The following is a 22,323-nucleotide window of genomic DNA, read 5'->3' as shown; positions in this document are numbered from 1 at the left end:
TAGTAGAACTATGAAGGATATTCAAAAAATAAGAGCAGATTTTCCGATTCTTAATGAAAAAGTAAACGGGAAACCATTGGTGTATTTTGACAATGCAGCTACGAGCCAAAAGCCACAAGTGGTGATTGATGCAATTGTAGACTATTATTCAAAAATCAATGCGAATATCCATAGAGGTGTACATACTTTGAGTCAGGTTGCTACAGATGCATACGAACAGGCAAGGTTAAAGGTGCAAAAGCATTTCAATGCAAACAAATCTTACGAGATTATCTTAACTGCGGGTACAACGCATAGTATCAATATAGTGGCTACAGGTTTTACAGACATTTTGAAAGCGGGCGACGAAATTATAGTATCTGCTTTAGAGCATCACTCGAATATAGTGCCTTGGCAAATGTTGTGTGAGCGAACAGGTGCGGTTTTAAAGGTAATTCCATTTAATGAGGAAGGTGAGTTGCAAATGGATGTGTACGATTCTTTGTTGTCAGATAAAACAAAATTAGTTTTTAGCAATCATATTTCAAATGCATTAGGAACGATCAATCCAGTTCAAGAAATTATTGACAAAGCACATGCTGTTGGAGCAGCTGTATTGATTGATGGTGCGCAAGCATGTCCGCATATCAAACCTGATGTTCAAGCCATGGGGGTCGATTTTTATGTGGCTTCCGCGCATAAATTATGTGGGCCAACAGGAGTTGGAGTATTGTATGGTAAAGAAGAATGGTTGAATAAATTGCCACCATACCAAGGAGGTGGAGAAATGATTGAGACGGTTACATTTGAAAAAACTACCTATGCTGGTTTGCCTCATAAATTTGAAGCAGGTACACCAAACATCGCAGGTGGTATTGCATTTGGAGTTGCTTTAGATTATATGAATGCCATAGGTTTTGATGAAATTGCTGCATATGAAGATGAGTTACTTCAGTATGGTACGGAAAAATTGTTGGAGATTGATGGAATCAAAATTTACGGAACCTCTGAAAATAAAGCTGCCGTAATTTCTTTTAATTTAGAAGGAGTACACCCTTTTGATGTAGGTAGTATTTTGGATAAATTAGGAGTAGCTGTGAGAACTGGTCATCATTGTGCACAACCAATCATGAATTATTATGATATCCCAGGAACGGTGAGAGCTTCGTTTGCTTTTTATAATACAAAAGAAGAAATAGATGTATTTATTGAAGCAGTGAAAAAAGCCAAAATGATGTTATCATAATTAAAAAATAAACTCATTTTTATCATAGATAACTTCACATCTGAGTGAGCTACTTAAAAGTGGCTAGCTACTATTTACGGCCAAAGTCAGCAGGAATTTCACCCCAAGCTTTGGTTTCCCATTTTAAAATAGGATTTTGGTAACGGTTGTTTTTCAACCATGTTTCCGCTCTTTTTATCAAATCAAATAAAACTTGTGTGTCTTTATTTAAGGGAAGTTTGGTTTTGCATTTCTGTTGTTTTACCCAAGAAATTGCAATTCTAGAGTCAGAATAAATAGGCATTGCAGGTTGTTTTTTTTGTTGCAACCATGCCAAACCATGCACAAGGGCTAAAAACTCTCCTATATTATTAGTACCAGATGTATAAGGACCTTGAATAAAAAGTTGTGTTCCCGTACTTGTTGCGACTCCGCGGTATTCCATCAGTCCAGGGTTACCGCTACATGCAGCATCAACAGCAATGGTGTTTAAAATTGGTTTTCCGAATGCTTTTTTTTCTTCTGCAGATAGTTCTTTCTTTTTGGTGTTGGTACCTTTGTACTCTTCGTAACTACCTTGCAGTGCTTTTTTAGCTAGTGCTTCGTCGGCAAATGACTTGTATTTTGCACCGGGAAATCCATCAATACTTTTTTTGCAAGCATTCCAAGAGGTAAAGATTCCTCTTTTTTTTCCTTCCCAAACAACATAATATTTTTTTGCCATATTTCGAACCCTGCACTTGTCGAAGGGTGAGTGTAGTTAAAAATTTATAAAATTGCTTCTTCGATTACCTTCGGAAAATTAGCGTGTTCTAATTTGTGTATGTTGTTGGCAATGTCTTCCGGAGTATCAGTTGTTGCTACGGCAGTTTTGGCTTGAAAAATAATAGCCCCCTCGTCATAGTTTTCATTGACGTAATGAATGGTAATACCAGTTTCTGTTTCCCCAGCTTCTTTTACTGCAGTATGAACATTCATACCATACATTCCTTTTCCTCCGTATTTAGGAAGCAATGCCGGATGAATATTGATGATTTTATCTGGGAAAGCCGCTACAATGTTTTGAGGTACTTTTAAAAGAAAACCTGCTAGAATAACAAAATCGGCATTTTCTTTTAGGTGTTTTAAGACGATTTCGTCTTCTAAAAATGCTTTTTTAGGAAAATAAGTATGAGAAATACCTAAATTTTTAGCTCTTTCGAGCACTTTAGCTTCTTTTCTGTTGCTAATTACAGAGGTAACTTTAACAGAGTCACTATTTTGAAAATATCGTATAATGTTTTCGGCATTGCTACCAGAGCCAGATGCGAGAATTACTAGTCTTTTCATCATAAATATAAAAGAAAATTAAACTACAAAAGAAACAATAAATATTAACATTAGCCCAAGATAATCAAAATATTAAAGATTATTTTTTATTTTAGTAAGCACATTTTTGTGGTAAAATGCTTTTTTAATTGAAAGTTTATTATTTTTGCCACGATTTAAAATTTAAAATAAAAAATTATGTCAGACATTGCATCAAGAGTAAAAGCGATCATCGTTGATAAATTAGGCGTTGACGAAAATGAAGTAACTAACGAAGCGAGCTTCACTAACGATTTAGGAGCTGATTCTTTAGATACGGTTGAATTAATTATGGAATTTGAAAAAGAATTTTCAATTCAAATCCCAGATGATCAAGCAGAAAACATTGGAACTGTTGGACAAGCAGTAAGCTATATAGAAGAAGCAAAAAAGTAAGACTTTTATGGAATTAAAGCGAGTAGTAGTAACTGGACTTGGTGCATTGACGCCGATCGGAAATAATATTGAAGAATATTGGAATGGACTAGTAAATGGTGTCAGCGGTGCTGGACCAATTACTAATTTTGATGCTGCCAAGTTCAAGACTCGTTTTGCTTGTGAATTAAAAGACTTCGACGTCAACCAATTCATCAACAGAAAAGAGGCTAGAAAAATGGATAAGTTTACGCAGTATGCTATGGTAGCATCTGACGAAGCTATAGCTGATGCTGGTCTTACTTCTGAGAATATTGACGTTGATAGAGTAGGTGTTATTTGGGGAGCCGGAATCGGTGGTATTGATACATTTGAACAACAAGTGATGGAATACGCAGCAGGTGATGGAACTCCGAAATTTAACCCTTTCTTTATTCCAAAGATGATTGCAGATATTGCACCGGGAATGATCTCTATCAAACATGGCTATAGAGGGCCAAACTTTACTACAGTCTCTGCATGTGCTTCTTCAGCTAATGCAATTATAGACGCTTTAAATTACATCCGTTTAGGATATGCTGATGTTATCGTTTCTGGAGGTTCAGAAGCAGCAATAACTCAAGCAGGTATGGGAGGATTCAATGCCTTACATGCACTTTCTACTAGAAATGATGATCCACAATCAGCTTCAAGACCATTTGATAAAGACCGTGAAGGTTTTGTAATGGGAGAAGGAGCAGGAGCTTTAATTTTAGAAGAATACGAACACGCCAAAGCACGTGGCGCAAAAATTTATGCTGAAATTGGTGGAGCAGGACTTTCTGCTGATGCACATCACTTAACAGCACCGCATCCAGAAGGATTAGGGGCTAAAAATGTAATGTTGAACTGTATCAAAGATGCTGGAGTTTCTCTAGATGATATTGATGCAATTAACGTACACGGAACATCTACTCCGCTTGGAGATATTGCCGAAACAAAAGCAATCAAAGATGTGTTTGGTGAAAAAGCATACAACATCAATATCAATTCTACTAAATCTATGACAGGGCATTTATTGGGTGCGGCTGGAGCAATTGAAGCAATTGCAACTATCTTGTCTATGAAACACGGAATTGTACCACCAACAATCAATCATCATACAAACGATGAGCGTATTGATGAAAAACTAAACCTTACTTTGAATACAGCTCAAAAAAGAGATATCAAAGTAGCTATGAGTAATACTTTTGGGTTTGGTGGACACAATGCATGTGTGTTGATTAAAAAAATTGACTAAATAACATTTGAAGTTTATTCGCAACATAATAAAACCTCAAGAGAAAAGTGATGAGGAATTTTATGCTGCGTTAAAAAAACTATTAGGGTTTCGTCCTAAAAACATCGATTTCTATAAAACAGCCTTTATTCATCGATCTGTAAAAGTATTAGATGAAAATGGTAATCCGATTAATTATGAAAGGATGGAGTTTTTAGGTGATGCCATGTTGGGGTCAATTATCGCTGCTTTTTTATTTAAAATGGTACCTGATGGGAACGAAGGGTATCTAACTCAAATGAGGTCTAAGATTGTTAGCCGAAATAATTTAAACTCACTTGGTAAAGAGCTAGGGCTTATCAGTTTTGTGAAAAGTACGATCTCTAAAAACAGGATGGGACAAAATATTTACGGAAATATTTTTGAAGCCTTAATTGGCGCTATTTATCTAGATCGCGGGTATCGATATTGTGAAAAATTTATCGATAAAAGAGTGATTAGTTCTTATGTAGATATACCGGCTTTAGAGAATAAAATTACTAGCTACAAAGGGTTGATCATCGAATGGTGTCAGAAAACCAAAAAGAAATTGGAATTTGAGACTTATGAAGATTCAGGTAACGAAACAGTAAGACACTACAGTGTTCGATTGATTGTAAATGGTAAGGTGATTTCGAAAGGAAGAGCTACCTCAAAGAAAAAAGCCGAAGAAATAGCTTCGAAAAGAATTTATTTTATTTACCAGGATGAAATAAAGAGTGTGCTCTAAATGGCTACAACGTTTTCGTATGTTTATTTTAACTTGCTCTAAATTATAAGTAACTTAGCCGAAGTTTTGTTTTGTAAAAACCTGTGTTTTTTACATGTTTTTACACTGTTGATGTCTTAATAAAACCATTTGTTTATATGCAGATTCATTCGTTAGAAATAGATGATTTTGAAGACTCAAATTTTACATTGATTAGCATACATACGAGTTTGCCAGATTACAAATTGGCGTATCTTTTGAATAAGAGTTTGCAAACCTCTTTTACAAAATCGAAAGACTCACTAATTGTCGAAGACAAGTCTCAAAAAGCATGTTTTTCTGTGTTTAGTTATCAAGATGAGTCACAAGATGTGGATTGGTATTTGATAGAAAACAAATATCATGGTACTTCAACAACGCCTATTGAAAATGGATTGTTTGGATTGATTAATGAAACAGTAAACAGAACTAGCTATTTAATTCCGGAGAAAAAAAACACGGATTATTTAGTGAAAATAGAAGGAGATTACGCTCCCTATTTGGTGCATGATACCATAGGAGCAATAAACAAAATGGAGCAAGTTATGACCTCCTATAAGATAGACATAACAACACTAAAATCGAAAGATTTTTTAATTATTTAAGTATGTTAAAAAGTAAAAAGACAAAAATCGTTGCTACGCTTGGACCAGCAATTAACAGTTGTGAGAATCCAAAAGAAATGCTGAAAAACCTTATGGTTTCAGGTGTGAATGTGTTTAGAATTAACTTCTCTCATGCTGACTATGACGAGGTTACTAGAATGGTAAACACGATTAGAGAGTTGAACGATGAATTAGGTTTTCATGTTGCCTGTTTAGCAGATTTACAAGGACCTAAGCTTAGAGTAGGTGTAATGCAAGAGGGTGTTGAGTTAGCCGTTGGTGATGTGTTTACATTTACAACTGCTGATTTACCTGTTGGAACGCAAGAAAAAGCGTTTATGACGTATGAAAACTTTCCTATCGATGTAAAAGTAGGTGAGCAAATTTTAGTAGATGATGGAAAGTTGTTGTTCGAAGTAACTGCAACTGATGGAAAAGAAAATGTAACTACTAAAGTATTACGTGGTGGTCCATTGAAATCTAAAAAAGGTGTGAACTTACCAAATACGGCTATTTCTTTACCTGCATTGACTGAAAAAGATGTAAAAGATGCAATCTTTGCTTTGTCATTAAAAGTAGATTGGATGGCATTGTCTTTTGTCCGTAACCCTGCAGATTTAGATGATATTCATAAACTAATCGAAGAGAATTCTGATACGTCTGAATACAGAACAAGAGTTGTGTCAAAAATTGAAAAACCAGAGGCAATTGAAAACATTGATGCAATTATTGCTAACACAGATGCTTTAATGGTAGCACGTGGAGATTTAGGTGTTGAGATTCCTATGGCAGAGGTTCCATTGGTACAAAAAATGTTGGTTAAAAAAGCAAAAGAAGCTAAGAAGCCAGTTATTATTGCTACACAAATGATGGAAACGATGATTGAAAATCAAGTTCCAACTAGAGCCGAGGTAAATGATGTAGCCAATTCAATTATGGATGGTGCAGATGCAGTAATGTTATCTGGTGAAACGTCTGTAGGTGCTTATCCGATCGAGGTAATTAGAAAGATGCGTGATATCATTACAAGTTGTGAGCACTCTCCGTTAATTCAAGTACCGAGAATTGCTCCAGTATTGAATGATCCTGAGCGTTTTATTTCAAATGGAATTTGTTACCAAGCTGCTTTGTTGGCTGATAATATTGATGCGAAAGCGATTTCTACGGTTACATATTCAGGATATACAGCAGTGCAAATTTCTGCATTAAGACCACACTCTCATATTTTGGCATACTCACCAAATAAAAGAGTATTGGCAATGTTGAACTTGTACTATGGTGTTAAAGCGAAGTATTATAGTAGTGATGCTTCTACAATTGATACTATTAACGAAGTTAATGAGATTGCAATGAAGTATGGTTTCTTAGAAAAAGGAGATCATGTAATCAACTTAAATGCAACTCCAGTTGAAGAACAAGGGATGACAAACACGATAAGAGTAAGTCAGATCAAATAATTCTCAGAATTATAAACTTATTAAAGCGTTTTCAAAATATATTTGAAGACGCTTTTTTTTTATGAATAAATTTATATATTAGAGAGGTTAAAAGGAAGCACTTCAAGATTTTAACTACTAAAAACAATAACCACATGGCAATAAAGAACTTTAAAGCACCGACTACAAAAGAAGAAAAAGATTACACAGATAAGATTTTTGTTTCTAAATATATGACCACAAAATTAATTACTTTTCGAGCAGATCAGTCTGTTTTAGAGGTAATGGAGTTGTTGATTAAGAATAAAATCTCGGGTGGTCCGGTGGTGAACGATAGCAATCAATTATTAGGGATTATTTCTGAAGGTGACTGCATGAAGCAAATTGCAGAGAGCGGATATTATAACGTGCCGATGAACGATGTAAAGGTTGAAGATCATATGGTAAAAGATGTTGAAACAATTACCTCTGACATGTCTATTTTTGAAGTTGCGACGTTGTTTTATAAGTCTAAAAGGAAACGTTTTCCAGTTTTAGACAATGGAGAGTTAGTAGGGCAAATAAGTCGTAGAGATGTATTAAAAGCGGCATTGGCCTTGAAAGATTCTTAAGACTCTTTTTTTACCAACAAAAACATATCGTTTTCCAGTGTTAAGTATCCCTGGTCGTAGATGTAATTATAGGTGTTTCCGGTTTTTGTCTTATAGATACTCGTAAAATATTGAAAATAGAATCCCTCATCAATTAATTTTGATTTAGGGATTTTTGTTTTTCCTGTGGTATTTAGTTTACTAAGTACCTTATAATTTTTTTTCAATCGATTATTGATGTTTCGAATCATGTTTTTAGACTCAGCATCAACCTTATTGTTGTAGGAGTTCCTGCAATAATCAGAGCAGAATTTTTTGTCTGATCTACCGATAAATTCTTCGTTACATTCTAAACAGTTTTTTTTCATAGTTACTTTTGTTGACTATCTAAGATACAAAAATTGAAATTATCGAAAGCTTTACTGTTATTGCAGTTTTTTATATGTTTTTAGTTGTTTTGTTGGTTCGATAATATGATATCCTTTCCATATTTTTTCATCGAATTGATCGATGTGAATCACATCAAAATTTTCAGGTTCTTTATAATCTTCAAATGTTTTAGGGTTTATGGTTGTGCTGTTGATACTGAAATACTCCATAGCTTCTTGTATGGTTAAATTTAGGTTTAGTCCAATTTTCAGCTCTTTCAATTTTTTGTCAAATAGAAATCGATCTTTCTTTTTTTGCAATGCTATTTTTCTGTCGATTCGAATGTTGTATTTTTTGTTGAATGTAAAATATTTTAGGCTGTATAAACTGTCTTTTTTTTCAAAATAGATAGAGCCATTGAAATCTGATTCGGTATATCCTACACCAAAAAGATTGAAATCTTTTCCTGTTTTTCCAGCACTGTATTGATATGTGGCTTTCAATAGTGCATTGGTGTCTGTTGTAATATACAGCGTTCCTTCAAACAAACCTTTTCGCTTAGGTGTAAATGAAATTTTGTAAACACTTTCTTTATGTATGGTTGTGGTTCCTTCAAGGGTAAATTCGTATCTATTTGTTTTGTGTAAAAACTCCCATAAATCTTTATCCTCTAAAGAGGCGTATTTAGATTTTTCATTGATTTGGTATTTGAAATACGATAATGGTCTGCTCTCAATTTTGTCATTGTAAGTAGTATCTTTTTCTTTTGAAGTTTCATTTGAAACATCAATTTTTTCACCAAAAATTCCACTTTTTATTTTCCAATATTCTTTTTCTCCAGTATTAGAAAATAGCTCTGTAAATACTTTTTTGTATTGGTCTAATTCTGCTAAATCTTTCGACTGAAGCTCTGTAGCTTTTATTGGGTTCATTTTTATTTCAGTACTTTTTTTGGTAGAATTAAGGTATAATTCACCTAAAAAATCGAAATAGGAAGTTGAATTTTTTGGAGTGTTTTTTTCGAAATTTTTTAATGCCTCTTCATTGAGTTCTTCGATCGTGCTTTTTTTGTAGATTAAGTCAATTTTGTTGACATCTGTTATGTATCGTTCTCTGATAAAGACTTCTTTTTTTCTTTCTTTCTGGTAAAAATTCTGTTCTTTGTTTTTTAAGACATTTTTTACGATGTCTTCAGGATCAATTTTTTTGTTGCTAATGATAACCTCGTCAATAGTAAAGACATCGGTTTCTAGCGAGATGTTTTTTTGAAATTTTAATTTTTCTAGAGTTATATTTTTCGTTTTGTATCCGATAAATTGAAAGCTAATTGTGTCTATAGCGGATAAATTAGAGATGTCTAATTGATAAGTACCTTGTTCGTTAGTGATGGTTCCTGCCTGATTTTTTTTAATAAATACACTTACATAAGGCAACCCAGCTTTGCTATCGGTATCTAAAACTTGTCCTTCAAATAGTTCACTGTTTGTTTGTGATTGTAGTGTCAACGAAATAAAGACCAATACAGTCAAGTTGATGTTTTTGAAATAAGAGATGTTCATTGAAAGCGATTTTTTTACTAGAGGAAAGTTACTTATAAATAAAATAATAGGAATCTTTTTTTCTTTATTAAGGTGTTAAAAGTTTAATTTTTATCTATATTCGCACAATAAAAGATTAATTAGTCTTAATTTAAAATATAAGCAATATGTTAACAATAACGAAAGAAAGTACTGTGGCAGCTATCGTAACTAATAATATCAAAACAGCAGATGTATTTAAAAAACATGGAATAGATTTTTGTTGTGGAGGGGGAGTGTCTTTAGAGAGAGTTTGTGAAAAAAATAATATTGTATACAATGATTTACTACTTGCGCTTGAAAATGTTGAAAAAATAAAAAACCGAGCAGAAAATTATAGCAGTTGGAGTTTAGATTTTTTAATTGATCATATAATTAATATTCATCATAGTTACGTTCGAGAGTCGATTGTGGTATTGCAACAATATGTAAATAAAGTAGCAAAAGTACACGGACATCATTATACAGAACTGTTGGAGATCAAAGCATTATTTCGAGAAGTAGCAGAAGAGTTAACGTTTCATTTGCAAAAAGAAGAAAATATATTATTTCCTTATGTTAAATATCTAGTTCAGGTTGAAAAAGGAGAAGCAGTTTTTTCAAAACCTCAATTTCAAACAGTTCAAAATCCTATCGAGGTAATGGAGCAAGAACATGAAAATGCTGGGGATATCTTTAAGAAAATAGCAGTATTAACAAACAACTACACACCACCAAAAGAAGCTTGCAACACATTTAAAGCCCTGTATAGTAAATTAGAAGAATTTGAACAAGATTTACATCAACATGTACATCTTGAAAATAATATTTTACATCCAAAAGCTAAAAAATTAGAGAAAAACATACTATAATTTACCCCTAAATTGAGCTTTAGAAAGTTGCCCATAGAGAAGAGTCTCTATGGGTTTTTTTTTAGTTGTTCTTACCCTTGATTTTTTTTGGCATAAACTTTGGGTGTTCTTTACTGAACAAAAACCTAATGCTTATGAGATTTCTAAAAATTACTTTTTCCTTATTAGCGATTACTTTGCTATTCAGTTCTTGTATTATTACGGATTTTACCGATGAATATTACGAAGAGGCCTTGCCGGCCGATTTTGTAGAAGCCTATGATTTATGGTATGTAGATTATCATGCAACACAAGGCTCAGATCAAATACCATTTATGCAATTGGCGTTTACTTTGTCTTTTAGCAGGGGTAGAATGTTTGCCAATAATAATATTTCAGGAATCGGAGCTCAAGGTGGTGGGTACGGCATTCATATCGGTGATTATTCTTTTGAAAGAAATTTGTTGGTTGCTAATCACGAGCTCGACGGAATTGCAGCTTTCGAAATTAGACAGTTCGGAGAAAATGAAATTGAAATGTACCACGCACCAACCAATACAAGCTATTATTTGATCGGTTATAATAGAAATGAATTTGATTTCGATAAGTTGTTTTATGAGAATATTGAATACCTCTTGCAAGACTTTGAAATATGGAATAAGGTTGAAACTAGTATAGCTGGTGAGTTAAATGAATTCGATACTGAGAATTTTTTAAAATTCACTTCAGAAGACAATAGAAAATTTTATTCTTCAAATTCACGAATTGGCACGAATATTGATTCTGTTATTTGGAATTACGAAGGTGGTTACGAAGTTTTTGATGTGAATGGGTTTGAAAATTTAAAAATTTTAACTCTTGGTTATGATAGAATTAACAAAGAAACTTTTGAGCTCGTAGTGAAAAGTGATAATCTTGTAGAGTTGTTTCACATAGCATCCGGAACAACCTATACCTTTGAAGGTGATTATTTTATTCAGTATTTAAAAGATGCTAAAACAAAAGAAAAACAAACGCGAAAGCGAACAAAAATAAAAAGACAAAAAATAAATAAAATTTCATATTAAGTTTGGTTAGTTGATTTTGGTTGGTTGTGGTTATCCAATCAAAAATAAAAAAACCGTCACCGCTTGGGGATGGTTTTTTTTATACCTTTAACTTAAATTTTTTAAAGTGAAAAAAACAGCATTTATTACAGGTGCAACCTCGGGAATCGGAAAAGCAACCGCCGAAATTTTTGCCAAACACAAGATAAGATTGGTTATTTGCGGTAGAAGGTTAGAGCGTTTGCAAAATTTAGCTATCGAACTGTCTAAAACGACTGAAGTACAGATATTAAATTTTGATGTCGCTGATAAAAATGCAGTTTTTAATGCGATAAATTCCCTTCCTAAGGAATTTCAAGACATTGATATTTTAATAAATAACGCTGGGAATGCACATGGTTTGGCACCTGTGTTTTCTGGTGATACCGATGATTGGGATAACATGATTGATAGTAATATCAAAGGACTTTTGTATGTTACCAAGGCCATAAGTCCGAACATGGTAAAGAGAAAATCGGGTCAAATCATAAACATCGGTTCTATTTCGTCTAAATATGTCTACGAAGGCGGTAATGTTTATTGTGCGACCAAACATGCTGTTGAGGCCTTGAACCAAGGAATGCGAATGGATTTAAGTAAATACGGAATTCGTGTTTCTGCTGTACACCCGGGTTTAGTAGATACTGAATTTTCAACAGTCCGTTTTAAAGGAGATAAAAATAAAGCAGATGAAGTATACAAAGGTTTTCAGGCTCTAACTGCAGACGATATTGCTGATTTAATTTATTTTGTAGTCTCTCGACCCTACCATGTAAATATTTCTGATATTTTAATATTACCAACTGCACAGGCTTCAGGAACACAAATTCATAAAGAATTTTGAGATGATCAACAAACGACTGCTTATCAGAAATCTATTAAATCATAACGATGAGAATAGTTTTTACGATAAAAAGTTAAAGATTGATTTAGAATCCAAAGAAGGTAAAGCAAAATTTTTAAAGCACATTTGTGCGCTTTCAAACTCAAATCCAGAGAACAATTCTTATATAGTTGTTGGGATTGAAGATGAAGGAAATAAAATTATCGGAGTAGATTTTTTTGATGATAGTCGTATTCAAGATTTGATCAATTCTTGCTTGGTGCATCCTCCAACAATCAAATACGAGAATATTTCTTTTCCACGATTACAACGTCATAAGGTAGTTGGCTTGGTTACTATTATGCCAACCAACAAACTCTCTTCTCTCAAAAAAAATTATTGGAAATACAATAAGGGAATGGCTTTCTTTAGAAAAGGAAGTGCATCAACACCAACAAAAGATGGTTTTGTCTTACGAAGTAACAATAAAGAGTTGGTAGAAAAATTAGAAAAAAATTCTAGTGATACGATTGAGTTGACACTAAATGGTGTTTTTGATTTTATCAAACAACATCCAAAAAAATGTCACCCAACATATGTGGTGTTCAAGGAGTACTTTGTGCTTTGTTGGGCAGGAGAGAAAAAAATAATTGATGGAGAGGTGTATTATTCTCGAGTAGATATCGAATTGATCAAAGAACAAGTGCGTTTGTTTTATTCTGATTTAGACATCGTTTCTATTCAAATAAACAAAGATTCTTTTATCATAACCGAATATGTGTATTTGGGGATTTTTGATGATTTAAAAAAATACCCGCTCGAAAAAACAGTCATTCATTTTAATGAAAATGGTACTTATAAAATTGTTACGGAGTTTTTGTTTCAGTCTCCAAAATTCGATCCTAAAAACTTAAAAGAGGTTTATGCTCAGAATGAAATTGTACTTGAAAAAGTGCTTTCAGAGGTTTCACTATCAGATTTTGAATTGGAGGTGTTTAAAGATTTTCCGATTACCTATGTAATTTGTTCACTTAATGGTTTTGTTGAAGCAAAATCTCAATTGCAAAAAGCGAGTGTTTATTTGAAAAATTTAACAGATAAAACCAGTTATATTGCCTACAAAGATGCGATGCGTCTGCTTAGAAAAGTGAAATATGATGTTCAAAAATAAATTTCTGTAATTTTTGCGATCGACTCTTTTTTTATTTGTTCTGGTAAGAATGATAAGTCCTCATTTTGAGCTTTTTAACTTGTGGTTTCTTAACATAAAAATGCTTGTAAAATCTCACAGAAAATATGTATTTTCGCAACTCAATTGAATTCAACAAAAAATGAGTGCTAAATTTAGAGAATACAAAGGCTTAAGTTTAACAAATGTAGCAGATGAAACGCTAAAATTTTGGAAGGAAAACGATATTTTCCAAAAGAGTATTAGCAGTAGAGAAGGAAAAGAACCTTATGTGTTTTTTGAAGGTCCACCATCTGCAAATGGTTTGCCAGGTATTCACCATGTTATCGGTCGAACGATCAAAGATATTTTTCCGCGTTACAAAACGATGAAAGGTTTCAAAGTACAACGAAAAGCAGGATGGGATACGCACGGATTGCCTGTTGAATTAGGTGTTGAGAAAGAATTAGGAATTACCAAAGAAGATATCGGTACTAAAATTTCTATCGAAGAATACAACGATGCGTGTAGAAAAGCGGTGATGAAATATACCGATGTTTGGAATAACCTAACAGAAAGAATTGGGTATTGGGTAGATATGGAAGATCCATATGTTACTTACAAGCCTAAATATATGGAATCTGTTTGGTGGTTGTTGTCTCAGTTGTACAAGAAAAATCTGTTGTACAAAGGATATACAATTCAACCGTATTCTCCAAAAGCTGGTACAGGTTTGAGTTCTCATGAAATCAATCAGCCAGGTGCTTACCAAGATGTTACAGATACAACTATCGTGGCACAATTCAAGGCGGTAAAAAACACCTTGCCAGAAAAATTACAAAATTTAGATGGTGATGTACATTTCTTAGCTTGGACCACAACTCCATGGACTTTGCCTTCGAATACGGCATTGACAGTAGGGCCAAAAATTGAATATGTTGCAGTAAAGTCTTTCAATCAATATACGTTTGAGCCAATAACTGTAATTCTAGCAACAGCTTTGGTAGGCAAACAATTCGGAAAAAAATTCGTTGCGGTAGAAAACGAATCGGAATTGTCTAATTACGCAAAAGGAGATAAAAAAATACCTTTTGTAATAGTTGACGCTTATGTTGGAAAAGAGTTGGTAGGTTCAAAATTCGAGCAATTATTGCCATACGCATTGCCCTATCAAAATCCTGAAAATGCATTTAGAGTAATTTCGGGTGATTTTGTTACAACAGAAGATGGTACAGGTATCGTGCATACAGCTCCTACATTTGGTGCAGATGATGCTTTGGTAGCGAAACAAGCTACTCCAGAAGTTCCACCAATGCTAGTGTTAGACGAAAATGAGAATCCAATTCCGTTAGTAGATTTGCAAGGGAAATTTACATCACATGTTGGACCCTATGCTGGTAAATATGTGAAAAACGAGTATTATAATGATGGTGAAGCTCCAGATAGATCTGTAGATGTAGAAATTGCCATTCAATTAAAAGAAGAAAATAAAGCATTTAACGTAGAAAAATACAAGCACAGTTACCCGCATTGTTGGAGAACAGATAAGCCTGTTTTGTATTATCCACTAGATTCTTGGTTTGTAAAAGTAACCGAGAAAAGAGATGAGATGTTCGACTTAAACGAAACAATCAACTGGAAACCTAAATCAACAGGTGAAGGTCGTTTCGGAAACTGGTTGAAAAATGCTAATGATTGGAACTTATCTCGTTCGCGTTATTGGGGAATTCCTCTGCCAATCTGGAGAACAGAAGATGGAGCTGAAGAGATTTTGATTGGTTCGGTTGAAGAATTGAAAACAGAAATCAACAAAGCCATCGAGGCAGGAGTAGAGTCGAAAGATGTATTTGCTGACTTTGTGGTAGGTGATATGTCTGAAGAGAACTACGATAAAATAGATTTACATAAGAATATTGTTGATCAAATCACATTGGTATCTCCATCAGGGAAACCGATGAAAAGAGAGTCTGATTTGATTGATGTTTGGTTCGATTCAGGGTCAATGCCGTATGCACAATGGCACTATCCTTTTGAAAATAAAGAACTGATTGATAACAATAAGTTTTTTCCAGCAGACTTTATTGCTGAAGGAGTAGATCAAACACGTGGTTGGTTCTATACCTTGCACGCCATCGGAACAATGGTTTTCGATTCTGTTGCTTATAAAAATGTTGTTTCGAATGGTTTGGTATTAGACAAGCACGGTAAAAAAATGTCGAAACGTTTAGGAAACGGAATTGACCCTTTTGCTACCATGGATAAATATGGACCAGATGCTACGCGTTGGTACATGATTGCGAATGCAAATCCATGGGATAACTTGAAATTTGATTTAGATGGTGTCGACGAGGTGCGTAGAAAGTTTTTCGGAACGCTTTACAATACCTATTCGTTCTTCTCATTATATGCTAATTTAGATAACTTTAGTTATGCTGAAGCTGATATTGCAATTGCAGACAGACCAGAAATAGATAGATGGGTGTTGTCAGAATTAAATACTTTGGTTAAGAATGTAGATAAATTTTACGCAGCATACGAGCCAACAAAAGCCGCAAGAGCAATTCAAGATTTTGTTACTGAGAACTTGAGTAACTGGTACGTTCGTTTGAGTAGAAGACGCTTCTGGAAAGGAGAGTATGAGCATGATAAAATATCTGCATACCAAACATTGTATACTTGTATGATTACTGTAGCTAAGTTAGGAGCTCCAATTGCACCTTTCTTTATGGACAACTTGTACAAAGATTTATCGAACGCTGTAGGTGCGGGTCAAGAATCAATTCATTTAGATGACTTTCCTGTTGCTAACGAAGCATCTATTGATGAAACGTTAGAGAGAAAAATGCAAAAGGCGCAACAGATTTCTTCTATGGTATTGTCGTTGCGTAAAAAAGAAATGATCAAGGTTAGACAGCCATTGCAACGCGTTATGATTCCGATTTTAGACGAAAGAGATCGCGAAGATATTTTGGCAATTCAGAATTTGATTATTTCAGAGGTAAATGTTAAAGAAATTGAGTTGATTGACGATGCTTCTGGAATTTTGGTAAAAAACATCAAGCCAAACTTTAAAGTGCTAGGGCCTAAGTATGGTAAAGACATGCGTTTTGTGGGTGCTGCAGTGCAAAAATTCACACAAGAAGATATTGCAACACTTGAAAAAGATGGAAAAATTTCTTTAGAAATAAATGGAAAATTTGTAGATTTAACCACAGATGAAGTGGAGATTTCTTCACAAGATATTGAAGGTTGGTTGGTTGCAAATCAAGGAGGCTTAACTGTAGCTTTGGATGTTACTATAAGTGAGCAACTTAAGAAAGAAGGAATTGCGAGAGAGTTGATCAATCGCATCCAGAATATTCGTAAAGATTCAGGGTTTGAGGTTACGGATAAAATTCAATTATCTATCGAAGACAATGCTGTTTTAAAAGAAGCAGTGTTAGAAAACGAAGCTTACATCAAAACAGAAACGCTAACTGACTCATTAGAGTTTGCTGCATCAATTTCTGAAGGTGTAGAGATTGAATTTGATGATATCAAGAGCAAATTGCTGATTAGTAAAAACTAAAACTATGGAAGAAAACGTAAGAGTACAATACGGAGAAGATGATTTAAATGAATTCAAAGAAATCATTTTAAAGAAAATTGCAAGAGCGCAAGAAGATTTAGACATCTTGAACGATGCATATAAAAATGATAGTACCAACGGTACAGACGATACTTCACCAACGTTTAAAGCTTTTGAAGAAGGAGCTGAAACAATGGCAAAAGAAGCAAACGTACAATTGGCAATTCGTCAAGAAAAGTTTATTCGTGATTTGAAAAATGCCTTATTGCGTATTGAAAATAAAACATACGGAGTGTGTAGAGTAACAGGAAACCTGATTCAAAAAGAACGTTTGAAATTAGTTCCTCATGCCACTTTGAGTATTGAAGCGAAAAAGAAACAATCGTAAATTTTCGCACTAATAATTTTAGAAACAACTTCTTTATTGTGAAATAGAGAAGTTGTTTTGTATAAAAATATACCTATTTTGAAAAAAGCAATCTTGTTAATTATAGCAGTTTTGGCAATCGATCAAATCAGCAAAATTTGGATCAAAACTAATTTTATGTTGGGTGAAGAGATTTATGTTTTCGATTGGTTTAGAATTCATTTTATTGAAAACAATGGAGCTGCTTGGGGTGCTGAAATTGGAGGTGAAACTGGTAAGTTGTTTCTAACATTGTTCCGTTTGTGTGCGATCGTTGGAATAGGTTATTGGTTGTATATTTCTGTGAAGAAAAATGCTCATTCTCTATTGGTTGTAGCAGTTGCTTTGATATTTGCAGGAGCGCTAGGGAATATTATTGACTCTGTTTTTTACGGAGTTATTTTTGATCATTCTAATTATCAAATTGCATCACTTTTTTCATCAGATCCTTATGGTAAGGTCTTTCATGGAAAAGTAGTTGATATGCTTTACTTTCCGATTTGGGAAGGAATTTTACCAACTTGGATTCCTAAATTCGGAGGTAAAAACTTTACATTTTTCAATGCCATTTTTAATGTAGCAGATTCAGCTATTACGATTGGTGTTGGTATTTTAATCTTTTTTGGGAATAAAATTTTTCCGAAAGAAGCATAAGATGTATTAGGGATAAGCTTTAGAAGTTTCTACTATCGTTAGTTTTAGTGATTATGCCGAGATTATTTTATTAATTCTATTGCAAACTTTTTCTGGTTCAATAGTTCTCATAGCATCCTCATATCCTTCAAGCATTTTGTTTCCGTAAACAGTGTAAGGGATATGAGGATACTTTTTTAAATCAGGAATAAATGAATTTTCTTTTGGTTGGTTAAAAGGTGTAAAACCAGCATAAGGATGTGTTCCTCCCCACAGCGTCACTGTTGGTACGCCATAAAGTGCAGAAAAATGACCGTTTCCAGAATCCATACTCAGCATACAATCTAAATTTGAGATAAGTAATAATTCTTCTTTCAGTTTTATTTTTCCTGCGATGCAAATGGTGTTTTTGTATCGATTGGCAATTGTAGACAATGCATCTACTTCTTTCGCTCCACCCCCAAATAATAAAATAGTATTATTCTCTTTTTCTGAGAGTTTTTTTATGATTTGCTCCATCAAATCTAAAGGGTATGCTTTGCTGTTGTGTTGTGCAAAAGGAGCAATACCAACAAGTTTTTTTGTCGTATTTCCGATGATAGATTTTAATGAGTCGTTTAAAGATTTAGGTTTAGAAAAAGCAGTTTTAGAGAGGTCTAATTCATACCCTAAAGCTCTAAACACATCAGCATAACGTTCGTGAGTGCTTTTCAAAGGTTTGAATATTTTGTTCTTTAGGGAGGTTAAAGCTTTTTTTTCTGCACGACCTTTGTTTAGTGTCGCACTTTTAGTACCTGTAAAAAACAAGGTTAAAAGTTTAGAGCGCATTACATTATGTAAGTCAGCAACGGCATCAATTTGAAGTTTTTTTAGTTCTCGATACAATTTATAGATACCAAAAACACCTTTGTGTCTTCCGTTAGTGTCGGCAACATAAAAGTCAACATTCGGAATGTCATCGAAAATAGGCTTTAAAAAAGCTCTTGAGAGCACAGTGATTTTTGCGTTTTTGTTTTGTGCTACAAACGCTTTGATTACAATAGCTGTCATCGCAACATCGCCCATTGCTGATAGACGAATAACTAAGAGGTGTTTCTTGTTTTCCATAGTTGAAATTGTTGTCAGTAAAAGTACATTATTTGCTAGAAAGTATTCAAATAAATATAACACATCACAAAAATAGTACGCATCTTTGTATTAAAAATATCAGTAAATGAACTTACGTCTTTTAGCACTATTTGCAGCTTTTTCAACAGCCATTATTTATGGTGTTTCATATACCGTTGCCAAAGATGTAATGCCACTATATATACTACCCTATGCTTTGATATTTTTTAGGGTTATCGGCTCTGCTGCTTTGTTTTGGGCGGTTAGTTTTTTTATAAAAAATCAGAAAATTCAGCCAAAAGATTATGCGCGTTTGTTGCTTTGTGCATTGTTGGGGACGAGTATGAATATGCTGTTTTTTTATAAAGGATTGAATACAGCTTTGCCTATTGTGGCCTCGGCAATTGCTGTAGTGACACCTTTAATGGTTTTTATCTTCTCTATCATACTTTTAAAAGAAAAATTGAGCAAAACAAAAATTATAGGTTTGTTGGTCGGACTTATTGGAGCCTATATTTTAATTACCTATAAACATGATTTAAAGGGGGGTGCAGGTTCTATACTTGGTAATTTTTATGTTTTCTTAAATGCTGCTTTTTTTGGGTTGTATTTAGTGGTAGTTAAAAAATTATTGGCAAAATACAACCCGATTCATATCATAAAATGGATGTATACAATTAGTATTTTTATCGTGTTGCCGTTTTCGTATTCCGAATTGTTTTTGATTGATTGGGTAACTATGCCGAATCACATTTATTTCGAATTGATTTTTATTGTTGTGTTTACCACCTTTATCAATTACATGTTTAATTTATTCGCATTAACCGAACTAAAACCTACTACTGTAAGTGTTTTTGTGTATTTGCATCCGGTTTTTGCTTCTCTATATGCCTTGCTTGTTGGAAGTGATACCTTATCGGCAGTGAAAATAGGTACTACTTTGCTTATTTGTGTAGGGGTGTATTTAGTGACAAAGCCTGCTGCGAAGCCAATAAATTAATTGAAATTTGAGATAGATCTTAGCGCCTTTTTTCTGTCAAATATCTTGTGTTTGGTGAGATGGTAGTCTAGTATAAAAACAGTAAATTTGCGTAATTTTTATACGCAATCAATGATACAATCCATGACTGGTTACGGGAAGACAGTGTTACAGCTACCAACCAAAAAAATTACCATCGAAGTAAAGTCTTTAAACAGTAAAAATTTAGATCTAAATACTCGTATGCCCTCTTATTACAGAGAGAAAGAGTTGGGTATTCGAAAAAAACTAGCATCTAATTTAGTTCGAGGAAAAGTAGATTTTTCAATCTATGTTGAAATGACTGGTGAAGAAACACAAACTGTAATTAATAAAACGGTGGTAGGGAGTTATGTCAAAGAGTTGAAGGAATTGTCAGAAGGAGAAGAGATTCAGTTTTTAGAAATTGCCATGCGTTTACCAGATGCTCTACAGACAGTTAGAGAAGAGGTAGATGAAGCAGAATGGCAAGAAATTGATAAAGGTATTGATGAAGCAATTGAGAAAATTGTACAATACAGAAAAGATGAAGCACATTCTTTAGAAGCTGATTTTAGAGAGCGTATCGAAAATATAAAAGAATTTTTACAGGAGATTGAACAACTTGACGAAGAGCGTTTGGCACATGTTAAAGATAGGTTGAGAAAAGCAATTGATGAGTTAAAAGTTACTATTGATGAAAATAGATTTGAGCAAGAGTTGATCTACTATCTTGAAAAACTTGATATCAATGAAGAGAAAGTTCGTTTGGCGAATCATTTAGACTATTTTTTAGAAGAGCTGAATAATCAAAAATCGGATGGTAAAAAATTAGGGTTTATCGTTCAAGAAATTGGTCGAGAAATCAATACTACCGGGTCTAAATCAAATTATGCGACCATGCAACAGGTAGTGGTGCAAATGAAAAACGAACTTGAGAAAATTAAAGAACAAGTTTTAAATATATTGTAATAAAGAAGTAAGAAACAAACAAATGGCAAAAGGAAAACTGATTGTTTTTTCGGCACCTTCTGGTTCGGGTAAAACGACAATTGTTAGACACTTATTAACGCAAGAAGAATTGTCTTTAGATTTTTCTATTTCTGCAACATCACGTCAGCCTAGAGGACAAGAACAAAACGGAAAGGACTATTATTTTTTAAGTCCTGATGAGTTCAAAGCCAAAATAAATGAAGATGCTTTTTTAGAATGGGAAGAGGTCTATGAGAATACCTACTATGGAACTTTGAAGTCTGAATTAGAGCGAATTTGGAGTTTAGGAAAGCATGTTGTTTTCGATATTGATGTGGTTGGTGGATTGAATATTAAAAAACAATTTCCTGAGGAAACATTGGCTGTTTTTGTAAAACCACCTTCAATAGAAGAAATGGAAAAACGTTTGCGTCACCGTCAGACAGATGCAGAAGAAAAAATTATTGAGCGTGTTGCAAAAGCAGAAAAAGAACTTAGCTATGCCAAAGATTTTGATGTTGTTTTGGTCAATGATGATTTGGAAGTAGCAAAAAAAGATGCTTTTGAGATGATTGCAAATTTTACCAAAAAATAATCAAAAAATGAACGTAGGTCTTTATTTCGGAACATTTAATCCTATTCATATCGGGCATTTGATTATTGCCAATCATATGGTAGAGAATTCTGATTTGGATGAAGTTTGGATGGTTGTAACACCGCACAATCCTTTCAAAAAAAAGGCAACACTTTTAGATAATTACCAACGTTTTGAAATGGTATATCGAGCAACAGAAGGATACGAAAACATCAAACCTTCAGATATAGAGTTCAAATTACCACAGCCATCGTACACGATAAATACCTTGGTTCATGTGCAAGAAAAATACCCAAAGCATCAATTTAGTTTGATCATGGGTGAAGACAATTTACAGAGTTTACACAAGTGGAAAAACCATGAAGAAATAGTAAATAACCATCATATTTATGTGTATCCAAGAGTTTTTGAAAAAAAGAAAAATGGAGATTTTTCAAAAGATACTATTCACAAAATTGATGCACCGATTGTAGAGATTTCATCATCACATATCAGAAAAATGATCAAGGCAAACAAAAATATTCAACCATTATTGCCGCAAAGCGTATGGGAATATGTGGAGGAAATGAATTTTTACAAAAAATAATTTTT

23 protein-coding genes are annotated in these 22,323 nt (G+C 33.7%); 18 read left to right on the top strand and 5 right to left on the bottom strand.

Features of this window, described 5'->3' with window-relative positions:
- The first annotated feature begins 10 nt into the window (after positions 1-10).
- Complete coding sequence (locus tag F6P99_RS03690; RefSeq protein ID WP_152286076.1) at positions 11-1,225, top strand: aminotransferase class V-fold PLP-dependent enzyme; 1,215 nt, start codon at positions 11-13, stop codon at positions 1,223-1,225.
- 70 nt (positions 1,226-1,295) lie between these two features.
- Here F6P99_RS03690 and F6P99_RS03685 read toward each other — a convergent pair whose 3' ends face one another.
- Together F6P99_RS03685 and purN are read right to left on the bottom strand one after the other, a co-directional pair.
- Positions 1,296-1,928, bottom strand: coding sequence for a ribonuclease H1 domain-containing protein (locus F6P99_RS03685; RefSeq protein ID WP_152286075.1), 633 nt, complete (start codon positions 1,926-1,928; stop codon positions 1,296-1,298).
- A 44-nt stretch (positions 1,929-1,972) separates the two neighbouring features.
- On the bottom strand, positions 1,973-2,533 hold the full coding sequence (gene purN / locus F6P99_RS03680) for a phosphoribosylglycinamide formyltransferase (protein ID WP_152286313.1): 561 nt from the start codon (positions 2,531-2,533) through the stop codon (positions 1,973-1,975).
- A gap of 177 nt (positions 2,534-2,710) precedes the next feature.
- On the opposite strand from purN, the gene F6P99_RS03675 reads away from it, so the two are divergent.
- The 6 genes from F6P99_RS03675 to F6P99_RS03650 all read left to right on the top strand — a co-directional run bounded on the left by F6P99_RS03675 (position 2,711) and on the right by F6P99_RS03650 (position 7,623).
- Positions 2,711-2,947, top strand: a complete 237-nt coding sequence (locus tag F6P99_RS03675; protein ID WP_152286074.1) for an acyl carrier protein — start codon at positions 2,711-2,713, stop codon at positions 2,945-2,947.
- A gap of 7 nt (positions 2,948-2,954) precedes the next feature.
- Positions 2,955-4,205, top strand: coding sequence for a beta-ketoacyl-ACP synthase II (fabF, locus tag F6P99_RS03670; RefSeq protein ID WP_152286073.1), 1,251 nt, complete (start codon positions 2,955-2,957; stop codon positions 4,203-4,205).
- A 7-nt stretch (positions 4,206-4,212) separates the two neighbouring features.
- Positions 4,213-4,953, top strand: coding sequence for a ribonuclease III (gene rnc, locus F6P99_RS03665; RefSeq protein ID WP_152286072.1), 741 nt, complete (start codon positions 4,213-4,215; stop codon positions 4,951-4,953).
- A gap of 137 nt (positions 4,954-5,090) precedes the next feature.
- On the top strand, positions 5,091-5,576 hold the full coding sequence (locus tag F6P99_RS03660; protein WP_152286071.1) for an IPExxxVDY family protein: 486 nt from the start codon (positions 5,091-5,093) through the stop codon (positions 5,574-5,576).
- A 2-nt stretch (positions 5,577-5,578) separates the two neighbouring features.
- Complete coding sequence (pyk, locus tag F6P99_RS03655; protein WP_152286070.1) at positions 5,579-7,033, top strand: pyruvate kinase; 1,455 nt, start codon at positions 5,579-5,581, stop codon at positions 7,031-7,033.
- Between the two features lie 134 nt (positions 7,034-7,167).
- On the top strand, positions 7,168-7,623 hold the full coding sequence (locus F6P99_RS03650; RefSeq protein ID WP_152286069.1) for a CBS domain-containing protein: 456 nt from the start codon (positions 7,168-7,170) through the stop codon (positions 7,621-7,623).
- Here F6P99_RS03650 and F6P99_RS03645 read toward each other — a convergent pair.
- Together F6P99_RS03645 and F6P99_RS03640 are read right to left on the bottom strand one after the other, a co-directional pair.
- Complete coding sequence (locus F6P99_RS03645) at positions 7,620-7,970, bottom strand: hypothetical protein (protein WP_152286068.1); 351 nt, start codon at positions 7,968-7,970, stop codon at positions 7,620-7,622. The genes F6P99_RS03650 and F6P99_RS03645 overlap by 4 nt on opposite strands.
- Positions 7,971-8,027: 57 nt before the next feature.
- Positions 8,028-9,530, bottom strand: coding sequence for a carboxypeptidase-like regulatory domain-containing protein (locus F6P99_RS03640; protein WP_152286067.1), 1,503 nt, complete (start codon positions 9,528-9,530; stop codon positions 8,028-8,030).
- A 146-nt stretch (positions 9,531-9,676) separates the two neighbouring features.
- Here F6P99_RS03640 and ric point away from each other — a divergent pair, with 146 nt between their 5' ends.
- The 7 genes from ric to F6P99_RS03605 all read left to right on the top strand — a co-directional run bounded on the left by ric (position 9,677) and on the right by F6P99_RS03605 (position 18,082).
- Positions 9,677-10,399, top strand: coding sequence for an iron-sulfur cluster repair di-iron protein (ric, locus tag F6P99_RS03635; protein WP_152286066.1), 723 nt, complete (start codon positions 9,677-9,679; stop codon positions 10,397-10,399).
- 134 nt (positions 10,400-10,533) lie between these two features.
- Positions 10,534-11,445: a hypothetical protein gene (locus F6P99_RS03630; RefSeq protein WP_152286065.1), complete on the top strand. Its 912-nt coding sequence runs from the start codon at positions 10,534-10,536 to the stop codon at positions 11,443-11,445.
- A 106-nt stretch (positions 11,446-11,551) separates the two neighbouring features.
- The gene (locus F6P99_RS03625; RefSeq protein WP_152286064.1) at positions 11,552-12,307 is read left to right on the top strand and encodes an SDR family NAD(P)-dependent oxidoreductase; all 756 of its coding nucleotides are present in this window, start codon (positions 11,552-11,554) and stop codon (positions 12,305-12,307) included.
- A 1-nt stretch (position 12,308) separates the two neighbouring features.
- Entirely contained in the window at positions 12,309-13,457 is a 1,149-nt protein-coding gene (locus tag F6P99_RS03620; RefSeq protein WP_152286063.1) for a DUF5929 domain-containing protein, read from the top strand.
- A 160-nt stretch (positions 13,458-13,617) separates the two neighbouring features.
- Entirely contained in the window at positions 13,618-17,022 is a 3,405-nt protein-coding gene (gene ileS, locus F6P99_RS03615; protein WP_152286062.1) for an isoleucine--tRNA ligase, read from the top strand.
- 4 nt (positions 17,023-17,026) lie between these two features.
- Positions 17,027-17,410, top strand: coding sequence for a TraR/DksA family transcriptional regulator (locus F6P99_RS03610; RefSeq protein WP_152286061.1), 384 nt, complete (start codon positions 17,027-17,029; stop codon positions 17,408-17,410).
- 78 nt (positions 17,411-17,488) lie between these two features.
- A complete protein-coding gene (locus F6P99_RS03605; protein ID WP_226913003.1) occupies positions 17,489-18,082 on the top strand; it encodes a lipoprotein signal peptidase in 594 nt (197 codons plus the stop codon).
- Positions 18,083-18,133: 51 nt separating this feature from the next.
- On the opposite strand, the gene F6P99_RS03600 is transcribed toward F6P99_RS03605, so the two are convergent.
- Positions 18,134-19,168 (bottom strand): glycosyltransferase family 9 protein, encoded by a 1,035-nt coding sequence (locus F6P99_RS03600; RefSeq protein ID WP_152286060.1) that lies wholly within the window; start codon positions 19,166-19,168, stop codon positions 18,134-18,136.
- A gap of 106 nt (positions 19,169-19,274) precedes the next feature.
- On the opposite strand from F6P99_RS03600, the gene F6P99_RS03595 reads away from it, so the two are divergent.
- The 4 genes from F6P99_RS03595 (at position 19,275) to nadD (ending at position 22,318) form a co-directional block, all read left to right on the top strand.
- Entirely contained in the window at positions 19,275-20,168 is an 894-nt protein-coding gene (locus F6P99_RS03595) for a DMT family transporter (protein WP_152286059.1), read from the top strand.
- A 111-nt stretch (positions 20,169-20,279) separates the two neighbouring features.
- The gene (locus tag F6P99_RS03590; RefSeq protein WP_193315996.1) at positions 20,280-21,137 is read left to right on the top strand and encodes a YicC family protein; all 858 of its coding nucleotides are present in this window, start codon (positions 20,280-20,282) and stop codon (positions 21,135-21,137) included.
- A gap of 22 nt (positions 21,138-21,159) precedes the next feature.
- A complete protein-coding gene (gene gmk / locus F6P99_RS03585) occupies positions 21,160-21,732 on the top strand; it encodes a guanylate kinase (protein ID WP_152286058.1) in 573 nt (190 codons plus the stop codon).
- Positions 21,733-21,739: 7 nt separating this feature from the next.
- On the top strand, positions 21,740-22,318 hold the full coding sequence (gene nadD / locus F6P99_RS03580) for a nicotinate (nicotinamide) nucleotide adenylyltransferase (RefSeq protein ID WP_152286057.1): 579 nt from the start codon (positions 21,740-21,742) through the stop codon (positions 22,316-22,318).
- The last annotated feature ends 5 nt before the right edge of the window (positions 22,319-22,323 follow it).

This window comes from Flavicella marina, assembly GCF_009193215.1.
Lineage (GTDB): Bacteria > Bacteroidota > Bacteroidia > Flavobacteriales > Flavobacteriaceae > Flavicella > Flavicella marina.
The sequence above is the reverse complement of the archived record's forward strand: the minus strand, read 5'-3'. Positions and strand labels throughout refer to the sequence as shown.